The 21,858-nt window shown below is 38.9% G+C and carries 10 protein-coding genes; 2 read left to right on the top strand and 8 right to left on the bottom strand.

The window, feature by feature from the left end; genetic code table 11:
* Positions 1 to 87 precede the first annotated feature (87 nt).
* From ftsH to rplU, 6 genes are all read right to left on the bottom strand, one after another.
* On the bottom strand, positions 88 to 1,992 hold the full coding sequence (gene ftsH, locus HBA_RS01585) for an ATP-dependent zinc metalloprotease FtsH (protein WP_097032292.1): 1,905 nt from the start codon (positions 1,990 to 1,992) through the stop codon (positions 88 to 90).
* A gap of 55 nt (positions 1,993 to 2,047) precedes the next feature.
* On the bottom strand, positions 2,048 to 2,677 hold the full coding sequence (gene rlmE / locus HBA_RS01580; protein ID WP_097032291.1) for a 23S rRNA (uridine(2552)-2'-O)-methyltransferase RlmE: 630 nt from the start codon (positions 2,675 to 2,677) through the stop codon (positions 2,048 to 2,050).
* 531 nt (positions 2,678 to 3,208) lie between these two features.
* Positions 3,209 to 3,685 carry a transcription elongation factor GreA gene (gene greA, locus HBA_RS01575; protein ID WP_097032290.1) on the bottom strand — a complete coding sequence of 159 codons (477 nt, stop codon included), beginning with the start codon at positions 3,683 to 3,685 and terminating at the stop codon, positions 3,209 to 3,211.
* 3,148 nt (positions 3,686 to 6,833) lie between these two features.
* Positions 6,834 to 7,874 (bottom strand): Obg family GTPase CgtA, encoded by a 1,041-nt coding sequence (cgtA, locus tag HBA_RS01570; RefSeq protein WP_097032289.1) that lies wholly within the window; start codon positions 7,872 to 7,874, stop codon positions 6,834 to 6,836.
* 720 nt (positions 7,875 to 8,594) lie between these two features.
* Positions 8,595 to 8,852 carry a 50S ribosomal protein L27 gene (rpmA, locus tag HBA_RS01565; protein ID WP_097032288.1) on the bottom strand — a complete coding sequence of 86 codons (258 nt, stop codon included), beginning with the start codon at positions 8,850 to 8,852 and terminating at the stop codon, positions 8,595 to 8,597.
* A gap of 15 nt (positions 8,853 to 8,867) precedes the next feature.
* The gene (rplU, locus tag HBA_RS01560) at positions 8,868 to 9,179 is read right to left on the bottom strand and encodes a 50S ribosomal protein L21 (RefSeq protein WP_097032287.1); all 312 of its coding nucleotides are present in this window, start codon (positions 9,177 to 9,179) and stop codon (positions 8,868 to 8,870) included.
* Positions 9,180 to 9,433: 254 nt separating this feature from the next.
* Between rplU and ispB the strand changes: the two genes are divergently transcribed.
* Both ispB and ppa read left to right on the top strand, forming a co-directional pair.
* A complete protein-coding gene (ispB, locus tag HBA_RS01555; RefSeq protein WP_097032286.1) occupies positions 9,434 to 10,405 on the top strand; it encodes an octaprenyl diphosphate synthase in 972 nt (323 codons plus the stop codon).
* Between the two features lie 2,673 nt (positions 10,406 to 13,078).
* Positions 13,079 to 13,609 carry an inorganic diphosphatase gene (gene ppa / locus HBA_RS01550; protein ID WP_097032285.1) on the top strand — a complete coding sequence of 177 codons (531 nt, stop codon included), beginning with the start codon at positions 13,079 to 13,081 and terminating at the stop codon, positions 13,607 to 13,609.
* Positions 13,610 to 14,002: 393 nt separating this feature from the next.
* Here ppa and tamB read toward each other — a convergent pair whose 3' ends face one another.
* Positions 14,003 to 17,833 (bottom strand): autotransporter assembly complex protein TamB, encoded by a 3,831-nt coding sequence (tamB, locus tag HBA_RS01545; protein ID WP_097032284.1) that lies wholly within the window; start codon positions 17,831 to 17,833, stop codon positions 14,003 to 14,005.
* Positions 17,830 to 19,521, bottom strand: a complete 1,692-nt coding sequence (gene tamA / locus HBA_RS01540; protein ID WP_457920939.1) for an autotransporter assembly complex protein TamA — start codon at positions 19,519 to 19,521, stop codon at positions 17,830 to 17,832. Before tamA ends, tamB begins: the two co-directional genes overlap by 4 nt.
* Positions 19,522 to 21,858 lie beyond the last annotated feature (2,337 nt).

Genomic DNA, 21,858 nt, shown 5'->3' with positions numbered 1-21,858 from the left:
ATACCCCAAATATATCCTATAACTCACAACTAGCGGTTGTAAACCGTTTTTTGTCAAGGACACGCTAAAAGAATGCAAAGGAAACTATTATCGATTAACGTATTGTTCAGATATGGTATTGCTAGCATTCGGCGCGCACGGCATATCACCATTTCCGCTATTGCCGGAAAGAGTATCGTCCCAACCTGCGGGTGGGCGAACCGCCTTGCGTTCCATCAAATCATTTATCTGTGGCACATCAATAGTTTCATATTTCATCAACGCATCTTTCATGGCATGCAGAATATCCATATTTTCTGTCAATAACGTGCGAGCACGAATATAATTTCGCTCAATCAAGGATTTTACTTCCAGATCAATGATCCTCGCTGTTTCATCAGACATATGCTTAGCTTTAGCAACAGAACGACCGAGGAATACCGCACCTTCTTCCTCTGCATACAACAGTGGGCCTAGCTTCTCTGAGAAGCCCCATTGGGTCACCATGTTGCGAGCAATCGAGGTAGCCACTTTGATATCGTTAGACGCCCCAGTAGAAACTTTTGCTGGGCCGTAAATAATCTCCTCAGCCAACCGTCCACCGTACAAGGTCGAGATTTGACTTTCTAGCTTCTGGCGACTGGCGCTGATGGCATCCCCTTCTGGCAAAAAGAAAGTTACTCCCAACGCACTGCCGCGCGGGATAATTGTTACTTTATGAACCGGATCATGTTCTGGCACCAGACGACCTATGATCGCATGGCCGGCTTCGTGGTAGGCAGTAGACTCTTTTTGCGCTTCGGTCATGACCATAGAACGACGTTCGGCACCCATCATTATTTTATCTTTAGCCTTCTCGAATTCAACCATCGATACTACGCGCTTGCCACCGCGGGCGGCAAACAACGCTGCTTCGTTTACCAGGTTGGCCAAATCGGCTCCTGAAAATCCGGGCGTGCCACGCGCAATAACTAACACATCCATATCTGGCGCCAACGGTACCCGACGCATATGGACTTTTAGAATCTGTTCGCGACCACGGACATCCGGCAGACCGACCACCACCTGGCGGTCAAAACGTCCTGGGCGTAGCAGCGCTGGATCTAGCACGTCTGGTCGGTTAGTTGCGGCAATTACGATAATGCCCGCATTACCTTCAAAGCCATCCATTTCTACTAACATTTGATTCAAAGTCTGTTCGCGTTCGTCATGACCGCCACCAAGACCAGCTCCACGTTGACGTCCAACGGCGTCAATTTCATCTATAAAAATTATACAAGGCGACGATTTTTTTGCTTGTTCAAACATATCACGCACGCGGGAAGCGCCAACACCAACAAACATTTCCACAAAATCAGAACCGGAAATGGTAAAAAACGGAACCTTGGCTTCCCCTGCAATAGCTTTAGCCAACAACGTCTTACCAGTCCCTGGTGGACCCACCATCAATACACCTTTAGGAATCTTACCGCCCAACTTTTGAAAACGGCTAGGTTCGCGGAGGTAATCTACTAGCTCACTAACCTCTTCTTTTGCTTCATCGCAACCAGCTACATCAGCAAATGTCGTTTTAATCTGATCTTCCGATAGCATCCGCGCCTTGCTTTTGCCAAACGACATGGCGCCCTTACCTCCGCCTCCCTGCATTTGGCGCATAAAGAAAATCCATACTCCAATTAATAATAGCATTGGGAACCAGGAGATAAAAATAGATGCCAGCAAGCTAGGTTCTTCTGGCGGTGCGCCCAAGACTTTGACGTTTTTAGTTAAAAGAATATCGAGAAGCTTAGGGTCGCTAACCGGAATATAGGTAGTGTAATTATTACTATCTTTTTTAGTCACGGTGATTTCACGACCCTTAATACGCGCTTCCCTAACCTGATCCTGATTTAGTTCAGACATAAAAGTGGAATAATCCACTTTACGTCCCTTAGACTCGCTGGGCCCGAAACTCTGGAATACCGACATCAGCACAATTGCGATAACTAGCCAGAGAGTTAGGTTCTTCGCCATGTCACTCAAGGGATTAACCTCATATTACAACAGTATTAACAATTAGCATAAAATACTATTTTTTGCTCCCTATCGCTACAATGAATACTTCTCGGGAGCAGACGCGGGAAGCGTCTGGTTTACGGATTTTCACCTTCATAAAAAGGGAGCGTATTTTCCTCAAGTATTCATCAAAACCTTCTCCCTGAAAAACCTTAACAAGAAAACTTCCACCATATGCCACCACATGTTGACATATGTCCAGCGCCAGTTCCACGAGATACATAGATTTAGGAATGTCTACCGCCGGCATGCCACTCATATTAGGCGCCATGTCGGATAGCACCACATGAACATCTTGCTTGTTTACAAGTTCAAGTAAAGCCTGTATCACTAAAGGGTCACTCAAATCTCCTTGAAGAAAATCAACACCTACAATAGGCTTCATCGGTAGGATATCACAGGCAATGACTCGCCCTTTGTCGCCTATTTGTCTAGCAACATATTGCGACCAACTGCCAGGGGACGCACCCAAGTCCACAACAGTCATCCCCGAGCGAAATATATTGTCACTTTGCTGTATTTCATAAAGTTTAAACCAAGCACGAGAACGCAGTCCTTTTTTTTGTGCCTTCTGAACATATTCATCGCTAAAATGTGCCTGCAGCCAGCGGTGAGAGCTTGCAGAACGTTTTTTGGTCGTCATTGTATTATTTAATATCTTTTAAAGATATCTAGCATTATAAATACTTACAGCATATTTGGCGATATGTATATATAATATAGTATCACCATGTAACTGGTTTATTCTCAATACAAGTAATTAAATAGATTTTAATTTAGTTAATCCAGTCACTCAAAACCTGTAGTCAGTTTAGGCAATAACGATTATACAAAAGGTATATTTGCCAAAGTTAAATAGGAATTAGAACAATATGAGTTTATAATAAGTAATAATTACAGCAAAACAAAGCAACAGTAAAATAATGATCGCCAATATTATTCTTCGTAAGAAGAGCTAGAAAATAATACATAGGCAATATTCCAATGATCTAACTAAAAATGCGAAAGGGCAAAATGAAACTTCCTCATTAACACATCATTGATGTCATATTTTTGATAAGAAAATGCTATTTTTATCACCCAGAAAAAGCTACAAATGATATTTTGCTTTTCTTTACAAAGCTAGCGACGGAGAGAATGCGCACGTAGGCCAATTTCTGAACCTACAATACGCCTAAAGATACTCTACCTTAAGGATCTTGTACTCCACATAACCGCCAGGGGTTTTGATTATGATAATATCCTCTTCTTTTTTTCCCACCAGCCCTCGGGCGATGGGAGAATTAATAGAAATTAAATTCTGCTTGAAATCGGCTTCATCGTCGCCGACTATACGGTATGTTTGTTTTTCTTTACTACCTAGGTTTTCAACACTAACCGTAGCACCAAAAATAACTCGTCCGGTTGGAACCTGTTTGAGCACATCAATTACATGAGCATGAGACAGTTTAGCTTCGATTTCCTGGATGCGGCCTTCACAGAAGCCCTGTTGCTCTCTGGCGGAATGATACTCGGCATTTTCTTTTAAGTCACCTTGTTCGCGAGCTTCTGCGATAGACCGGATAATTTCAGGGCGACGGACACTTTTGAGATATTCTAGTTCTTCCCGCAATTTATTAGCACCATGCATAGTCATGGGGACCTGATTCATAATTGTACCTATATGTAAATTCTTTTTGCGAAAAGTATCGCGGCCCTACCGTTACAATCTTTGATGCGATATGCACTAAACTTTAATCCTAACCAGGAAAAATAAAGAGTACATCCTATAAGTTTTTTCTAGAAAAATGTATTTGTAATAAGTAGTTACCTCAAAGTTCAACATTCGTCATCATTGACTTTTATTTACCTCTATTTGTGGATAGCGTGACAACGAAGTACTTATTTTGATGTCTACATTTAGACATATTATGACTTTAATAAAATTAAATAACATTTTTATTTAATCAACACAAATAACAACAGTTAAAATCCATAAAACATACCTAGCCGAAGGCACTAACCTAGCCCTTTATAGTAAGATACAGGATCTTATAGTTTGTTATTGCTTAATATAGTGTCAATAAACCTTTCAAGTAAGTACAATGAAATTGCTCACTGCGATGGCGGTAGTCTGCTTTTGTAGTTGGTAGAGCATGGACTAACCGCCATGCAACACCGGAAGATATTGCATATGGTAACCTAAACACACGTGTCGGCACCTATCCTACTTTTATGTGACATAGTTTGCACAACTTGATTAATAACAATGCAATAGCAATACGTAATACTGCAAACTAGAAGCTGGTCCAGAAAAGTTAATCGCTTAAACCTTATAAGCTAACTGTAACCTTACCGGCAATTTAACCAATAGCGTCAAACTGATACAGTTAGTATTTTGCTAACATAGCAGTAGTTATACAGGCGCTTATCATTAAAAGATGTAAATTACATTAGGTAGAATATCACGCTGAACGGGCATATGCCGTCCTTGTACATTATGCTTTATCGTGAAACATATGGCAATATGATTTACGGCACAGTCTTACTGTAAGTAAGACAAGAACAATACAAGTAGTTAAGAATTACGCACACGGGCTAAGATGTAGCATAAATAGGACATGTGTCAATAAAAAGAATTCAGTGTGTGAATAAAGAATTCAATTAAACAAGTCTAGACTGGCGTGCTACAGATCATTCGGTTAACAACACATCATAATGCAAGTGTTGCACTTTATCATAGTCAACACATTCAAATACATAATGAACTTTCTATTCTGTGATAGTTAATAAGCATATGAACATATGCTTATATGCCAAAACAAGGTTGCATAAGAAAGAAATCTATAGTGATTTTTTAAAATCACACACTATATGTGAACTCTAATCTAGCAGGTCCCAATTACTATCGCCAAGATAACTACATAACGTTTATGTAATATTTATGTGTATCAATGCCATTGATATTTTACGAAAGCCAATTGCAAAAAGATTTTATTAAAAAATCCTAATTATTATACCTGATAAATATTCTTGGTGGATGAGCGTTAACCTTTTCTGCGCAATAAAAAATTGCTAATGATATTTTAAAATCTTTTACAGTTCACGAAAACTGTAGGTAGCAATGAGGTACTCTACCTGCAGCACAGTACTCTTGTAATTATCAGCGTAGCTGCATCTATAGCCGATATGAGAGATACATTATTTGATATAATCAGCATGATAGATAATAATATTTGTCTGCAAACATTCACTGTAATTTAAAACAATCCTCACAGTCTTTAACAAAAGTTTTCTGAAATGGAGATTATTTACTTATGTCAAGATGGTTATCTCCTCAAATTAAAATTTATAAGTAGTATACGACGCGACTAAAAATTTACTCACAAATACGTAACATAGCTGTGATTATTAAAATGATACCACCATATAACAAGCCAATTGCTTAGAGTGATCATTATAAAAACAATTTAATGCAGTTGCATTAATAAAAGCGATTATCAAAATTGCATAATAAATTCAAAATATTAAACGTTTAAAAAACGTAAAGATAACACATTAAAAAATCTCTATGCTCTTTATTTTGAGAAAAACTAAAGCATCTTTTTATAATAAAAAAGTAATGAAACTTGTACTGCTTACAAAATACAGTTAATGATGGTGCTACAGACTACCGTAGATAATTTGTATCAAAATGTGCAAAGTGAACCGCTCTATGCCGATAAGCATAACATACGGTATAATTACTGATGTGTACAGTAATGCTAAAAGTTAGCGTTAGAGCTGACAGCAGCCTCTAGTATACTTCACAGCCATGCAGAGCCATGTGATGAAAGTAAAACCAGTAAAGCTGAAATAGTGCTATTAAACAATTGTTATCAATTTAGCAAAACAAATGTATGTTTTTGACCGATTTCCGGCATGCTACACTACACAATCTGTATAACAATTGTGAAAAATCTTATTATAATGACAGCGCAGCTTAATCCTGGATGATGAAGCGGTAGGGGGTATAGTGCAACGAATAGCACTATTAAATAACAACATTGAATATTTAACTACCGTCCAGTGGTAGAATTGAAGCCATCTGACAAAGTATCTCTAAATAAATCAATGTATAGGACAGCAAAATGCAAGGATTTATATCCTTGCTCAGATCAAAACTAAAACTAGACTTGATAAAAAGCTTGGTTAAATGCGTGACGAGAACTTTTTATTACATGAATGAATAAAAAGTGGTAACCAACTTATTACTTACTTTTATTAATTACGGCACAATAATACATTTAGGATGATCATGATATTCACTACCTAATTTTTGGTAAAACAGAAAATTCTAACATCTTTATCATATATAAGAAATTACATGTAATATAATGATATACATCGAATAATATTTTTAACTTATTCTTAATTCACCATAAGAATAACCCTATTTCACATTATTAATGTATGATCACGATCAAATCAATAAATAAATTATATTTGCAAAATATGTCTGGTATTCTCTACTATGCGAAAGCATATTAGTTTCACTTTGCATACAGTAGTTATGAAAATTGATAAGATCAAAATCTTAAACTAGAGACAAGGTAATCTTGATTAAGATCACGTTATCATTAGTCTGCTATACTCCTACCGCTTAAATAATATACAATAGCATTGTCATTACTAGAAATTTTTAGAAATCCCTATAAATATATCCTTTATAGCGTTTTAAATAAGTTTCTTGAGCGAGGTTATCCTGGTATATTAAAATGCAGTGCTAATAGATTGTTTCCATAAACGTATTAATAGTATTATATGAGTACCAACCACTTTTACGGTTGCATCGAGGTTACGGCTTGCTTTTTAGCATGGGAATTAATAAACATCATCAAGTCCCAACACAATGCTTTAACACCGTAACCATTGATAGCAGAAATTATATAATATTGAGTTTTCAAATTCAACGCCTGGGCAATGGCTTTTGCGCGTGTTGACGCGTCCTTAGCGTCAAGCAGATCCGCTTTGTTGAATACTAGCCAGCACGGTTTATTAGATAGTTTTTTACTGTATCGTTTTAGCTCAGTTACTATAATACAGGCATTTTTGACCGGATCGGACTCATCTACTGGAGCTAAATCAATTAAATGCAACAACACGCTACAGCGCTCTAGATGTTTAAGGAAACTGATACCTAAACCAGAGCCGTCAGCAGCGCCTTCAATTAAGCCAGGAATATCTGCTAATACAAAGCTATGTTTGTTATTCATGCGTACTACGCTCAAGCTTGGCACCAGTGTAGTAAACGGATAATCCGCCACTTTTGGCTTGGCCGCTGATACCGCGCGAATAAACGTAGATTTACCAGAATTAGGTATGCCAAGCATACCTACATCCGCCAGAAGCATGAGTTCTAGTTGGATCTCACGAATCTCGCCTTTGGTACCGTAGGTTTTCTGGCGTGGAGACTGTTTAACCGAAGATTTAAAATGCGTATTGCCCAGGCCGTGCACCCCCCCCTTCGCTACCATCAATCGTTGTTTGTGGTAGGTCATTTCGCCCATAACTTGATTGGTGCCTAAATCCAGCACCCGCGTACACACCGGAACTTTGATAACTATGTCTTTGCCGCGTTTGCCTGTACAATTACCAATCTGACCGTTTTGTCCGTTTTCGGCATGAAATTTTTTCTCAAAACAGTAATCGATGAGAGTGTTTAGGTTTTTATCAGCTATCAACCAAACGTCGCCGCCATCGCCGCCATCCCCCCCGTTTGGGCCGCCGCGGGGAATATTTTTTTCTCGACGAAAACTGATGCAACCATTACCACCATCGCCCGCTGACACAAGAATAGCAGCTTCATCAACAAATTTCATGATGATTCTCCATAACTTATTTGCCGGGCAACTTCGTCTTAATAACAACGGTCATAAATCATATGTGCCGGTCGGACTAGTCGTAACCGACAACAAAAACATTATACTCGCTACACACCACGAGCACATCGCTATAATTAAAAAAGTTCAACGGTAGCAACGTAAAAGAAGTGGGATAAAACAGCGTTAGTAAATCATGACAAATAAGGGATAGTACTATATTAATAATCTAAAGTTTGATTAGAAATCTAGCGTACTGCTTGACATTATTTGCCAAGCACGAAATAGCTTCTGCTAAACGCCTTACTTGCAGAATCACGACGTTCGCTAAAATTATGCCCTAAAGATAAATGGCTAACGACCTATAAAAGCGTTAAACTTTATATAATTGAATTATATAATAAAATATTAATAAAATCAAAGACAGTTACTAACTGAGCACAATTAGTAGAATACTTGACAACAATCTGTGAACATTAATAAACTTTTTATTTAATGAATGTACCAAGCCATGATTAAAACTTTATTTTTAAAGTACTGCGTAAATAGAAGAGTACCTATCAAAAAAGATATTCAAAGCAAGCATAATTATGCTGAACCTAAACTTGTCTTGTATGCTGTATTTTTCTTAGGATACATAATGAATATTAACCAGTTTAATAAGGTAAAATCCTTGAAATAAAGTACGGTCCCTGTTTCAGCTGTGAAACAATCCTCGATTTATTCAACAATGATGCTAACAAATTTACGGTTTTTTTGTCCTTTCACTTGAAACTTGACTTTACCTGTTTTCAACGCGAATAACGTATGATCCTTTCCACAGCCTACATTAGTACCTGGGTGAAATTTGGTTCCACGCTGACGAACGATTATGTTGCCGGCCTTTACAGCTTCGCCGCCAAAGCATTTAATACCCAGGCGTTTACTTTCTGAGTCTCGACCGTTACGTGTGGAACCTCCCGCTTTTTTGTGTGCCATAAATCTGCTCTTTTTTTAAATGCCAATATCAGTGATTTTAACATTAGTAAACCACTGACGATGCCCCTGATGCTTACGGTAGTGCTTACGGCGACGAAATTTTACAATCATTACTTTATCTCCACGACCGTGAGCAACAACTTCCGCCGTGATCTTACTGCTGTTGATGAACGGATAGCCTATCTCTACATGATCACCGTTAATAATCATCATAACTTGTTTAAATTCAATAAATTCACCAGTGGCGATGTCTAACTTTTCAAGACAAACAGTTTGACCTTTGCGTACCCGGTATTGTTTGCCACCACTTTGGAAAACCGCATACATACAAAACCCCATTTTCTGCACGCTCAATCTATAAAGATCATGGAGAGAGCCATAAATATTTTTTTCCTGAGTTTACTTTACGCAAAATTTTAATAAATACAAGTGTAAAATAAAAAGAAAAAGCACAAAATTGCAATCTCTTCTATCACTATTTATCTTTTACATTTTCAAGTACAATTATTAATATTTTTTTAGCCATCTAATCGCGTGTGCTTGATTACACCAACGGCATACTATTAAATTAATAGAAAATAATGAATCTTAAACAAATTACTGAACTGACTGCTAAGGATATGGTGGAGGTCAACACAGCAATTCGCGAACAGCTAAATTCAAAGGTTGCTTTAATAAATCAGCTTGGCCAATACATTATCAACGGCGGCGGTAAACGCATTCGACCAATGTTAGCAGTGCTAACAGCACGGGCACTGCATCATCAAGGCAAAAAGCATGTCACCGTCGCAGCGCTGATTGAATTTATACACACTGCTACGTTGCTACATGACGATGTGGTCGATGAGTCTAACATGCGACGCGGACAATCGACAGCCAATGTCGCTTTCGGCAACGCAGCTAGCGTTTTAGTGGGCGATTTCATCTATACTCGCGCCTTTCAAATGATGACCGCGCTGGAATCTCTGCGAGTGCTTAAGCTGATATCAGAAGCAGTTAACATTATCGCTGAAGGGGAAGTACTGCAACTAATGCACCGTAATGATCCTGACATCACTATAGTTAGCTATATGCGTATCATTTATAGTAAAACTGCACGTTTATTCGAGGTAGCATCACAATCTTCTGCTATCATGGCCGGCGCCAATACTCACCAAGAAGCCGAGCTACGCAATTACGGTCGTTATCTGGGCACCGCCTTTCAATTGATAGACGATCTGCTAGATTATAGTGCAAACGGAAAAGTATTGGGCAAAAATACCGGTCATGACCTAAAAGAAGGGAAACTAACGCTTCCGTTATTGCACGCCATGAGTGCCGGCACGCCGGAACAGGCAGCAATAATACGAATGGCGATTAAACAAGGTAACGGACGCCACTTGCTAGCAACGGTACTCGACACAATGCGTCAATGCGATTCCTTGGGTTACACGCGCCGGTGCGCGGAAGAGGAAGCAGAAAAAGCTATAGCTTGTTTAACTTGCTTGGCACCATCCCCGTACCGCGATGCGCTAAAGAGCCTAGCCCATGTAGCGGTACAGCGCGACTTCTAATTCTACTTATGGGAGAAAGGAATGCTTTAGCATGGCAGCTGTATTTTAACAGCAAACCGAAAAGTAACAAAGCAGTCGTGCTAACCTAATTTACCTTGTACAGCCAAAATAGCACGATAAACGTAATAAAGCCAGTGAAAGTTATAAATAAACAGTAAAGTAAATTACTATACCTAGCTAATATACAAGCGAGTGCACAATAAATTGTATTTTATATCTGGAAAAAGCAGGCGCGCTCTGACTTGAATGTCTTAAACGAGTTATTACGGAGGATCAAGACTACACTTCCTGTGTATCATAATTTACTATAAATCCACACTGGTCAGCTATTGCATGCTAGCGGACATCTGTTTGTCCTACAAACCTTTTTGCGATGTTTATTACATTTTTAAGCTCGATAAAATAATATATATTCAAACAGGTAAAATAAGCAAAATTCAAAACAAGCAATGATTCTTATATAATGCTAACTAGCCTTGCATTAAAAGTTTTATTTGTATTTTTACATATAACAACAAAGGTTTTTAAAGAAAATTAAGATGTTATCGCTACGTATGATTTAAATAAATGCAATTAATATTGCCATCTATTGAATAGTGCTTGAATTACAGCACAAGAAAATACAGGATAAAAACTGTAGATTAATATTTAGTAAATATCATGTTACATAAAATACAAGTGTAACCTCCCATCTTAGCTTATTGAAAACATAGTAGTTAAGTTTATCTATACTAACCTAGGAAACCATGTAAAAGTGAGTGGCTTATTGCTAACATGCTCGAAGTTTATTCTTTGTTATACAATTAAATGCAATATTTACTTATAAAGAAATTATTTCTCTGTAAAAATAAAAACCATTGAAAGTTAGATCTTCCTTTTATTATCGAGGTAAAATGTCATCTATTTTCTAATTGCATTATTTTATTTCTTCATGACGTCGTTAATAGGTTTATCTGGGCAGTCTAGCCGCGTGTGTAACAAGTTAAACAAACTTATACATATGATAAATAAAGCTGTGAAATCGTATTTCACATTATAAATGTTATTCATTAACTTTATTCTGAATTACTAATTGTCCTAACCATAATTTAAGGAATTATACTGGAGATGAGTAGTTTAACTGTTAGTGCCACCCACGACAAGCAACATAGCGGTTGCCGGCATATAATCGTACAGCTACTGAAGACCTAATACATATATAAATAAAAGTTACCAAATTTATCGCCCCAACTTTCAATCAAGGGATGATCAACGATACTGCATTGTAGATAATTACCAAAAACAACGCAAAATAAAAGTTACATCATATAGTAAAATTGAGTACGATCAATAATCAGCTCCTGCAATAGCGTATTCATGTCAGATAAAAATCACCATTTGAATCAATAATGTTATGTCCCATAAAATGGGACAGCATTACAAAACCGCCCATACATAAAGATATTGCAGATAAATTGATAAACACTTTATTTAAAAAGTGAATAGGTTACTTTTTAAAAGTAAACTAGATTTAACGTACTATTAATTATGTTTTTATCATTCGTAAATTCAAAGTATGTTTTAAGATTCATAAGAAATTATCATGAAAAGTTTAGTCAATTTGCTATTGAGTAGCAATATGCATATTTCATACTCTAGAAAGCTAATTACATTATTTATATATTAACCGCATGATTGCAATCGTTCACTGTTACGTCAATAAAACAGAATTAATAGATATTTTGTTAACTTATAAAATAAAAACGTACAGAAAAATTCTGTAAAACTATATCTGTTAGCAAACAAAATTAGAAATGAACAATAAATCTATGGACAAGTCATGAATTATTTATTCTTTAAAGAAAATTGAAATTTTCTTTAAAGAAGTGAAATAGCAAATACCTGGCACTTATAGATTTATTGAACGATTCTTTTAATCTAGACGTCAAAGTCTCGGTTAAAACTATTTTCTACCTATCCGCACATAATGTTGTTAGATTTGTTGAAAAATGAAAAATCAGCATTCACGAACTATGATCCTGATGCTAATATACCCACTTAGTACCGGCGCACATACATTTATTTAAGATACGTTACTGATAAATATTTTACCTATTGCATATAAAAACGTGCATCTTACCTCGTCTTAGCAGATGTATTCCATCAACAAAGGTTGAATATATCAATATTACCAAGAAATGTATAAAACGCATACCGACTCTATACATAGAGTCATAGCGATTAGCTAATTGTATATTTTATTTTTTAAAACATTTATCTCTACATCTGTCACCACGATTCTCATGCTATAACGACAAGCGCTGATTAGCCTGTAATTGCAATCAAATAATATTTCTCTGTAGACAAGCTTAAAAACAATACCAGTAACGGTAAAACTAAATTTTTTGGTTAAGACAAACGAACTGCACCAACATTATGCCGCATGTTTCACCGAAAGCGAGTACATAATTAACAATATAGAAGAATACTTAATCAGCGATTGCCAGAACAAGTTTTAAGATTGGGATCGCGCCCACTTACTATCGAGAAATAGTGACACCATTATACTATTAGGCTAACTTATACAAGTAAGGGCTGGTACTGCGATCCCCCACCTTCGTATCGCGCGCGGGGTAAAAGAAATTATACTAACCCTCTCACTACTATAATATTAAAATATTTAAGGGCAACGATATGAGTTTGAATCAGGTACCGATAGGAAAAAGTTTTCCAGAAGATATTTATGTAATCATTGAAATTTCTGCTAATGCTTACCCTATTAAATACGAAATTGATAAGAAAAGCAGCGCTCTGTTTGTTGATCGTTTTATGCCTACTGCGATGTTATATCCTTGTAATTATGGATACATTAACCACACCCTTTCCATGGATGGAGACCCAGTAGATGTGTTGGTACCGACTCCGTATCCCCTGCAGCCTAACTCTGTGATACGCTGCCGTCCAATTGGTGTATTAAAAATGACAGATGAAGTCGGAACAGACGCTAAAATAGTGGCAGTGCCACACACGAAACTATCAAAAGAATATGACAATATTAAAGATATCGACGATTTTCCGACGATATTGAGAGCGAGAATTACTCATTTCTTCGAACATTACAAAGATCTAGAAGTTGGCAAATGGGTAAAGGTTGACGGCTGGGGTAACACCAAAGCCGCAAGAGCCGAGATCCTTGCCTCTTTTGAGCGCGCCCAAAAGAAATAAAACTATCAGAAAAAGATTCATAAAAGGTTTTAAAATAGCTCAACTCCCTCATCGGATGGAGAAATTATATCAATTTACCCCCTAACCGGGGGTAACGACCCAAGACATCAGTAACCGGGCGATGATGAAGACATATCTAGACAACACTACAGTTAAGGTAGTGTCAATTAAAGTATGCTTGAATTCGCTGCTTTTGGTGCGCAATTCATCTAAATATGCCAGATTTGTAAAATAAATACGATACGCCTTACCATAAACTGGGCTTGTTGCCTAACAATATGATCTTAAAGCTCATAGCTTTGCTATCTTATCATTTCCCAATCATTGGTAATTATTTAATTAGTGGATATTTCCCTTGCGCATCTTAAATTACAGTGAAAATAATTCGCATGATTAAAATTCAAAACGATAAAGTAAGTTTATCGCTTGGTGAAGACCAGATACGGCTTCGAGATAAAGTTTCGGACTTAAACGATAACGTATCGTTAAAGTTGCTAGTGAGTCAAAAATACCAACACCGTATTTGACTTGCAGATTAGGAGCGATGTAACCACTTACCACTACCTGGGAGCTATCGCCAACCCCTTGAGTGTCTAGCGCTAAGTCGCTAACTCCGAATGCTTGTCCGATTTTACCCATAACTTGTCCGCTTTGTGCAATTCCTAATCCAAGTAACATGGATGTCATCATATTGCTATCAGCGTTAGAAGCATTTAAACTTTGTCCACGAAGCAAATAAGAAAGCGCTTCCTGTTGAGATTTAACAGGATTAGAAAAAACCTCTAACTTCGGTTGATCAGCTAAACCGGTTACGCGTATCCCAGCCGTGACTTCATCCTCAGTAGAATCCGGATTACGGATAGCTTCAATATTCAAATAAGGCTGATCAACCGGTCCGGAAAACAGCAGCTGTCCTTTGTTTACAATTAAATCCTGTCCGTAGGCGTGAAAACGCCCGGAGGGAATATCTATTTGTCCGTTCAGCCCCAGTACTTGTTTATCTTGTACTACTTTTAAATCCCCTTTTAACTTAGCTTTTAGGCCAAAAGCGTTAAAGCGCACTCCATCGCCAACATGAACCAGTAGATTCAAGCTAATCGGGATGAAAGTGCTGTTGATACGATCATCAACCGGTTGCAAATTATCGTTTAGAAACAATTCATCACTGGATATGTTTACTGCACTTTTCGGCATATCATTTACCTCAATGCGTGCCCAGGGAATATCTACTTTGCCAGTAAGAGCAAAAAGTGTAGGCGTTGCCTCAAACATTATATCCGGCGACAAATCCAACCGCACTATTGGCGGCACGGTGATTCGTACCCTATTTCCCTGCGCGTTAATGCGAGCACGCCAGGTTACCATCTGACTCCAGTCTGCTTCACCAGTAAGGTTGACCTGACCATGGGTAGTATTGATAGTTCCATGCAGAGTGGAACAGGCCCCAGCAAACAAGAGAGCCAATTGACTCTCAGTCATGGTAATAGGCATGAAGTTGCCTTTGATCACTATACGCTCTATTCCTAGCTGACCGTAAAACTCCGGGCGCCAAACACTACCGTCAAGACGCAACGCTGCATTGACCAGCCCATCAACGCTTCCGTTCCGCGAAATTAACGGATTTAATAGTGCTAATGAGAGATGATTGATGTTGACGTTGCCGGACAACTCCCGTCTATTTTTGAGATCTGTCACTTGTACTTGACCGCTCAACTGACCGTTGCCGGCAATGTTAATCAACCAATCTAGGCATATTAACCCCTTATCCAATGCCGCACTAAACGTTAACATTTCAAAATTCACTGATATAGTTTTGCCCTGAACAGTTTGATCGACCTTCACTCCTTTACCAACTAACACCATTTTTCCTTGCGGTAAACCGTTGACTGAAGTCCAGCATATATCAACTCGGCCATTAAAGACGCCACTGGTTTGCGTCTGCTTAGGTAATATAAGTTTTAACATAGCTAAATCGAAGTGATTTAAAACCAAACTCGCCTGTCCAGATGCCCCCACCTCAATATTTTGTGGCGCGCAGATTTGCGCATTAGAATTTAGCCAAAAATGTGGACCAATAATAAGGTGTTGCGATGCAGTTTGATAATCCAAAGTCATCGCGCGAGCTAGTTGCCATTCGCCCAGTGGCGTATCAAAATGAGTTTGATTTAGGGTACCCTGCCAACGTTGCTGTTGTCGATCAAAACCACCGTTTAAATGCAGCTGACCAGAAATCGGATCACCATGCATCTCTATTTTTAGTTGATGCTGATTCTCATTGCCAGTTGAGTTCATAGTGAGTTCTGCAATGGATAATGATCCCTGTATAAACCGGTATAAACGCAGTTGTATATTGCCGCGAACGATATCGCCGTAACAGACAATGCCCTGCAGCGCAATGCGACCGATAGTCACAGCCCTCCAGCGCAGCGCATGCACGTCAAGATCTATTAGTAATTGCGGTGAGCGCATATTGCCACGCAGTTTTATATTTCCCAACACTCGCCCATCTAATTCCGGTAGGGTTCCGCTCAGCGTCGGCGCGTTGATTATGGCATCAAGAGATAACGCATCATTTAATTCACCTTTCACCGTTATCTGGTTACGCCCAAGGACCAAAAACAGTTCTGGCACCTGCCATTCACCAACAGAGTTACCGCTAAGTGATCCCTTAGCTGTTAACGAGTTTTTAAGAATATGACCATGGAGATCTAGCTGAGACACCTTTAGTTGCCAGTATTCACCATACAGACAGCCACAGCTAGTGATCTTCCCATCTAGCCTCGCGGGCCAAGCCGGCCATTGGCTGGCAGTATTGATACCGCTTAACGATAATTCGCTACTCCAGCAAATAGCATGCTGCCAGTCTACTACCGCACTCAAATCGGTATTACCATGTAGCGTAGCTAAACGTAACCGCGAAAGTATAAATCTATCGGTATTACCCTGAGCGTCTAAGATAACATCCGCCGGAGGTAATCCCATGCCGCTTAGTCCCGCCTTCAACGTCAATCGATAATCTTGCACTTCACCGTTTAGTTTTAGGGCCAGGCCGCGTACCTGATATTGCGGCGTGCCGGTTAACGGCCACTGCGCAGACTCGCTATTAAGCATCATCGTTAGCGGTAAGCCCGCTTCCGACAAGCGCATTTTCAACATTAACTGTGCTGTGAGCGGACCGGAAAGATTAAGCGCGGCGTGCAACTCATCAAGCAGATAGCCACCCACCGCGAGTTTAATTTTTTCACCTTTTAGCGGTGCGCTATTAACGATCGTGTTAATTGTTATAATTACTGGCCAGCGACCGCTTAGCTCAGCATTACCAGAAGCATTCAGCCAACCTTGAGGTGAATCGATATCCAATAAAGTCAATTCAGCACGCTGATCACGAGTTGCTGCCTGCAAACGTAACCGGGTAATCAGCAAACTGACATCGCTAATCAGAAGCAAATTCTCCACCTCTATATTTTCAACCGTTAAATTCAACGGAAGAGTAAACGAAGTTACTCGCGGTAACAGTGGCTTGGCAAATAGTTCGCGCAATTTTTTGGTTAGCATCGGTAATGCACTAATTACCGACTGTTTTGTCTCTATTTCGATAATTTTTTTCTTAGGTAGATATATTTTAGGTTTAATTGTTCGCGAAGTAGCAGCAACTTTATCTACTACTACTTGTGTCGACGATGGCAGCGCCACCAACAAACCAGTGATGCGCATCGGCGTTATTATCAGGTTATTGCCCTGAAACTGAAAACCAGTGCTTAATGCATCAAGATCGATGAGGATATTATCTAATTTGACTTGCACTTTATTTAGTGTTATACAGCGTAGGTTGATCGGATAAGGAGTAGACAGAGGACCGGCACCTAATTTAACCTGCGTTATAGGAATCGGAGGCCCGCATTCAGCAGTATTAACTCCGATATTCACATCGCGCATGGAAAGATCGTTTAAGCACAGCTGACGCCTACACAGGGAACTTAGTTCCAGTGCTAAATGAAATTCACCAATACTTACCGTAATGCCGGGTATTTGGTACCGTAAATGCTTAATAGTCAAATCGCGCCAGCCGCCGCTGACGTAAGCAATTTCTAGTCCAGGTATCAAGCGGGCCGCACCGTTCAGCAAAAAATGCAATCCACTAGTAGTGCCAACTAAAAATGCAAGCGCGGTAACCAGCAATACCAGCAGCACGACACTCAGGCGAATTTTCTTAACTAAGCTCATAATTCCGGCCCCAATCCAATATATAATTGCACATCATGCTCATGCTTATCCGCAATCGTAGCAGCAATATCTAGCTTGATGGGACCAACGGGCGATTGCCAGCGCACGCCGCCGCCGGCACCGATTTTAAGGTTACTTTGTTTGATATGATTAACTGCTTCTCCGCTATCCACAAACACCGCGCCCCACCATTTACCAGTAACATTATATTGATACTCCACTGATCCGGTGGCTAATTTCGAGGCGCGGGTCAGCTTGCCTTCATCGTCTCGAGGCGAGAGAGATTTATATTTATAACCTCGAATACTACGATCACCACCAGCAAAAAAACGCAGCGAAGGTGGAATTCGATCAAAATCTTTGGTTTTAATCCAACCCAAGTTACCGCGGACCACAAAGCGGTGCTTTTCCGCCAAAGTGCGAATCCAAACATTCTGCGCTTGTACAATGACAAAATCTATATCCGATCCCCAGACAATATTAGAGACATCTACCGAATAACTCTGGCTATCGCCCCAAGTTGGCATGAGACCTCCACTCTGGCGTGTACGGTTAAGATTGATGCAGGGATAAATAAGTATTGTAGTATCTGTCACGTTTGCCTGAGTGAAGTGATCTATACTCCAGCGCAAATTGATAGACCGTTGCCAACCGCTAGAAAGATCCCAATAGCGCGCAATATTTAAAGTGGTGAAATCGGATTGAGTATCTTTAAGATCCTCACATTTAAATCCGCTCTGCAGCAAATAATATTGCTCCAAAGGATCCTTAAGCAGTGGAATTTTATAACTGACATCTGCCGACTGCTCCGGCGCAGATAAGTTGAGGATAGTCTGCAAACTGTGACCGCGCGAGTTAAGCTGGGGTTTATTCCAAATTATTTTGACTCTCGGCCCCACATCAGTTGCATAGCCAACACCGGTTTCAAGACTGTTGCGACTTCGCGGCGTCACTACTGCGTTGAGTAGCAACATTTTGCTCTGTTTAACAGTAGGAAATTCAGTAGAGATCACCACCGAATTAAACCAGTTGGTTGCCGCTAACCGCCAGTTTAACTCCGCTAGCGATTCGGAGCTGTAAGGTTCGTCCTCTCGTACCTTGGAGAGGTTTTGCAGATAATCGTCGCGAATTTGAGCTCCATGGTAACGCACCTTACCAAAACGATAACGTTGGCCGCTATCAAAGTCGATATCCCAATATGCCTCATAGCGTGATGGCGCTACACTCAAATAGCTTTTGCGAAATTCAGCGTCAAAATATCCCTTGCGCAGCGCCAGGCTAAAAAAACCATTTTTGAATCTGTCGTAAGAACCGTGATTCAATATGGTGCCAAGTGCTGGTTTACTGTCTGAGATCCACTGCTGATAATCGCTATCCTGCTGGGCTTCCCCGCGCACAATGACATTGATGCCGGCAATTTTTATCGGCTTACCCGGAATGATACGGGTAATCAGTACATCACAACCCCCATTCACTACCGGCTTTAAGGCAAAATTGATAGTTGGTGAATAATATCCAAGTGCCCGAAGACCTTCACGTACCGTGTTATCAACGCGGTTTTGAAACCGCTCATCAACGGTAACCTCATTGTTGCTAATAGTAGATAAACCAGAGCATATATTACGTTGCAGATCGCCGCTAAGCCCCTCCACTTGCAACCGGGTGCAGGCACTATAGGCTTGCGGCATCAACAAGAGCGCATAAAAAAATAAGGATTTTGGGCTGTATTGTACTTTCACACTTATAACTTTTAATTGTTTTTTTCTGGCAACGTCTCTTAATCCATAATAAATCATAGTTAATGTGATGATTAGCACAGACTCAATACTCTGTTAAGAAAGCCGAGCTGAGCGAAAGCATTAAGCAACTTACTATTTATCCCTAACACGACTAATAAATATAGTGCCTTGAATATTGCTTACTACACATGGTGCTCAAATATATAAACTTCAATAGTTAGTGTTCAGGTATTTTCGCAGTAAAATAACTTATTATTCATATAATGATGTAATCGTGCATTTTGTTAGTAGTAAGGCATGCAAGTTAAACAACCCTTAAAAGAATATTGGCCGGCACTTGTTAAAGTAAAACATCCCTAGTAATGCACGTCTCGACAAAATACACATATTATGCAAAGTTAAGTATTGATGAATGAGCGCACAACGCTAATACTTAACGTGCGACGTAATGCATACGGCGCTGTATGATTATATGATCAGCTTTCATAAAAGAGCGGCGGTAACTAATGTTTACTATAGGTTATCTGTGATGAGTAAAACATCTACTCTAGCCATAACCTCTTTATCTAAAGTACTATCAATAAGTTTATAATGACATCTATATGTCAGCCCCTCCTCATGATCGCGCAAAATATACATATACAATGAATAGACAATCTTTGCTATGACGTGTAGGTGTGGCCGTAGTAGGATCATAGATCCCCCCCCTCTACATAAACATTGTTAGGGGTTGTTTTTGAAAAACATAATCTATAAAAGGGTATTGCACCAGGGGCAAGATCGGCAGTCAAATATCGCTCATTAAATGTTCTTTAACTAAAACGATGAAATTTTATAAGCTGTAAAAACTAACCAGTACGATAATGTAACTGCTTTTAACCCAAAAGGAGGATGGCCGACGCCTACGATATGCAGCTTACTTTGAAAATTATTAAACCCTCAGCACTTTTTTATTACGCAAAAATATGAGTGTACTAATAATACGTTAATAAACATCTTAATGGCTATTGTTCCTCTTAAAGAGGAACAATAGCGTGTGCCTACTTTGCCGGCAGGTTTAGCAGTTTTGCTAAACTGGCAACAAAGACGTTGGCGATAAGTAATTATTCATGCAACACCCAATGTCAGGGAAGAGGGGCAGATATATTAACACAAATCACCCCCTCACAAAGAACCTAATATTTTAAGTAGCCCTAACACATATTTATTAATGCCAAATATTTCATTTATTTTGCAGCTAATTGCAGCAAACGTTTTTATCTATTAGAAATATGACTAGTACCTCGTATAAAATGTAATAAACTTTTTCACCACAATGAAAAGAAAATATAAACATGTAGAACATTCTAAAATTATGCACTATTTCTCTACTCTCTGACTTCGTGCAACGATATCATTGATTGTGATTAACTCAAAATACAGAACAATATTAAAAAGAAAAATTACTTATCCTTCTTCTAAAATTTTAATTTGTGATGCCATAGATCGATCAAATCATTTACTATACCAACTCAAAAACCTGCTTGATAGCAAACTAGACAATCAAAACTTATAGCTAAATAGCAAAAGCACAGATTACGCGCCGCACTGATTTTTTGTGCTTACTACACCACTTTTTTTTCAAAAAAAAATATAAAAGTTTAAAACTGCCGGAGAAAATTTTGCGATCAGATTAAAGCAATATGCACTATCAATCACAATAATCTCTTAGAACCATTTATAATGACTATTATTAGAGAATTTAATAAGCTATGGAACTTCAGAAACAAATAATTGCCAGCAACGAGAACTTTTAGTCAATTGAGGCGACACCCAATTATTCATTATCATCAGGACGTTGCCTATAAATAAGTTGCCGCAAGATGGCACCTGCTAAACCGTCAGTGTTGTTATGATATTTTAGCTGTTAAAACTCCCAAACGCACAAGTTTTATGATACGTCGGCCATAAATTATGGACATCGACAAATATAAATTAATTCATTGTCAGTAACATGAATAAGAAAACACTAGCATTGCTTCTAGCACTGCACTAGTGTCCGACAAAATGCTTATTTAATTTTAAATAGCGATAGCAAAATGAAAAATATACTCCCTGCGCGCACGTCGCAGAAGTAAGATTAATATAGCTCATGCTGCTGTAAAATGAATATTTTAGCCATATCCAGTTGGAGTTGCATTACTAATTAACTTCAGATATGAAGTAAAGATACTATTTATCTAGCACTTTAAGCAACAATACTTTAATTTATTAAATTCAAAATTATCAACATCTTTATTGTAAAGT

The organism is Sodalis endosymbiont of Henestaris halophilus, from assembly GCF_900161835.1.
Lineage (GTDB): Bacteria > Pseudomonadota > Gammaproteobacteria > Enterobacterales > Enterobacteriaceae.
The sequence above is the reverse complement of the archived record's forward strand: the minus strand, read 5'-3'. Positions and strand labels throughout refer to the sequence as shown.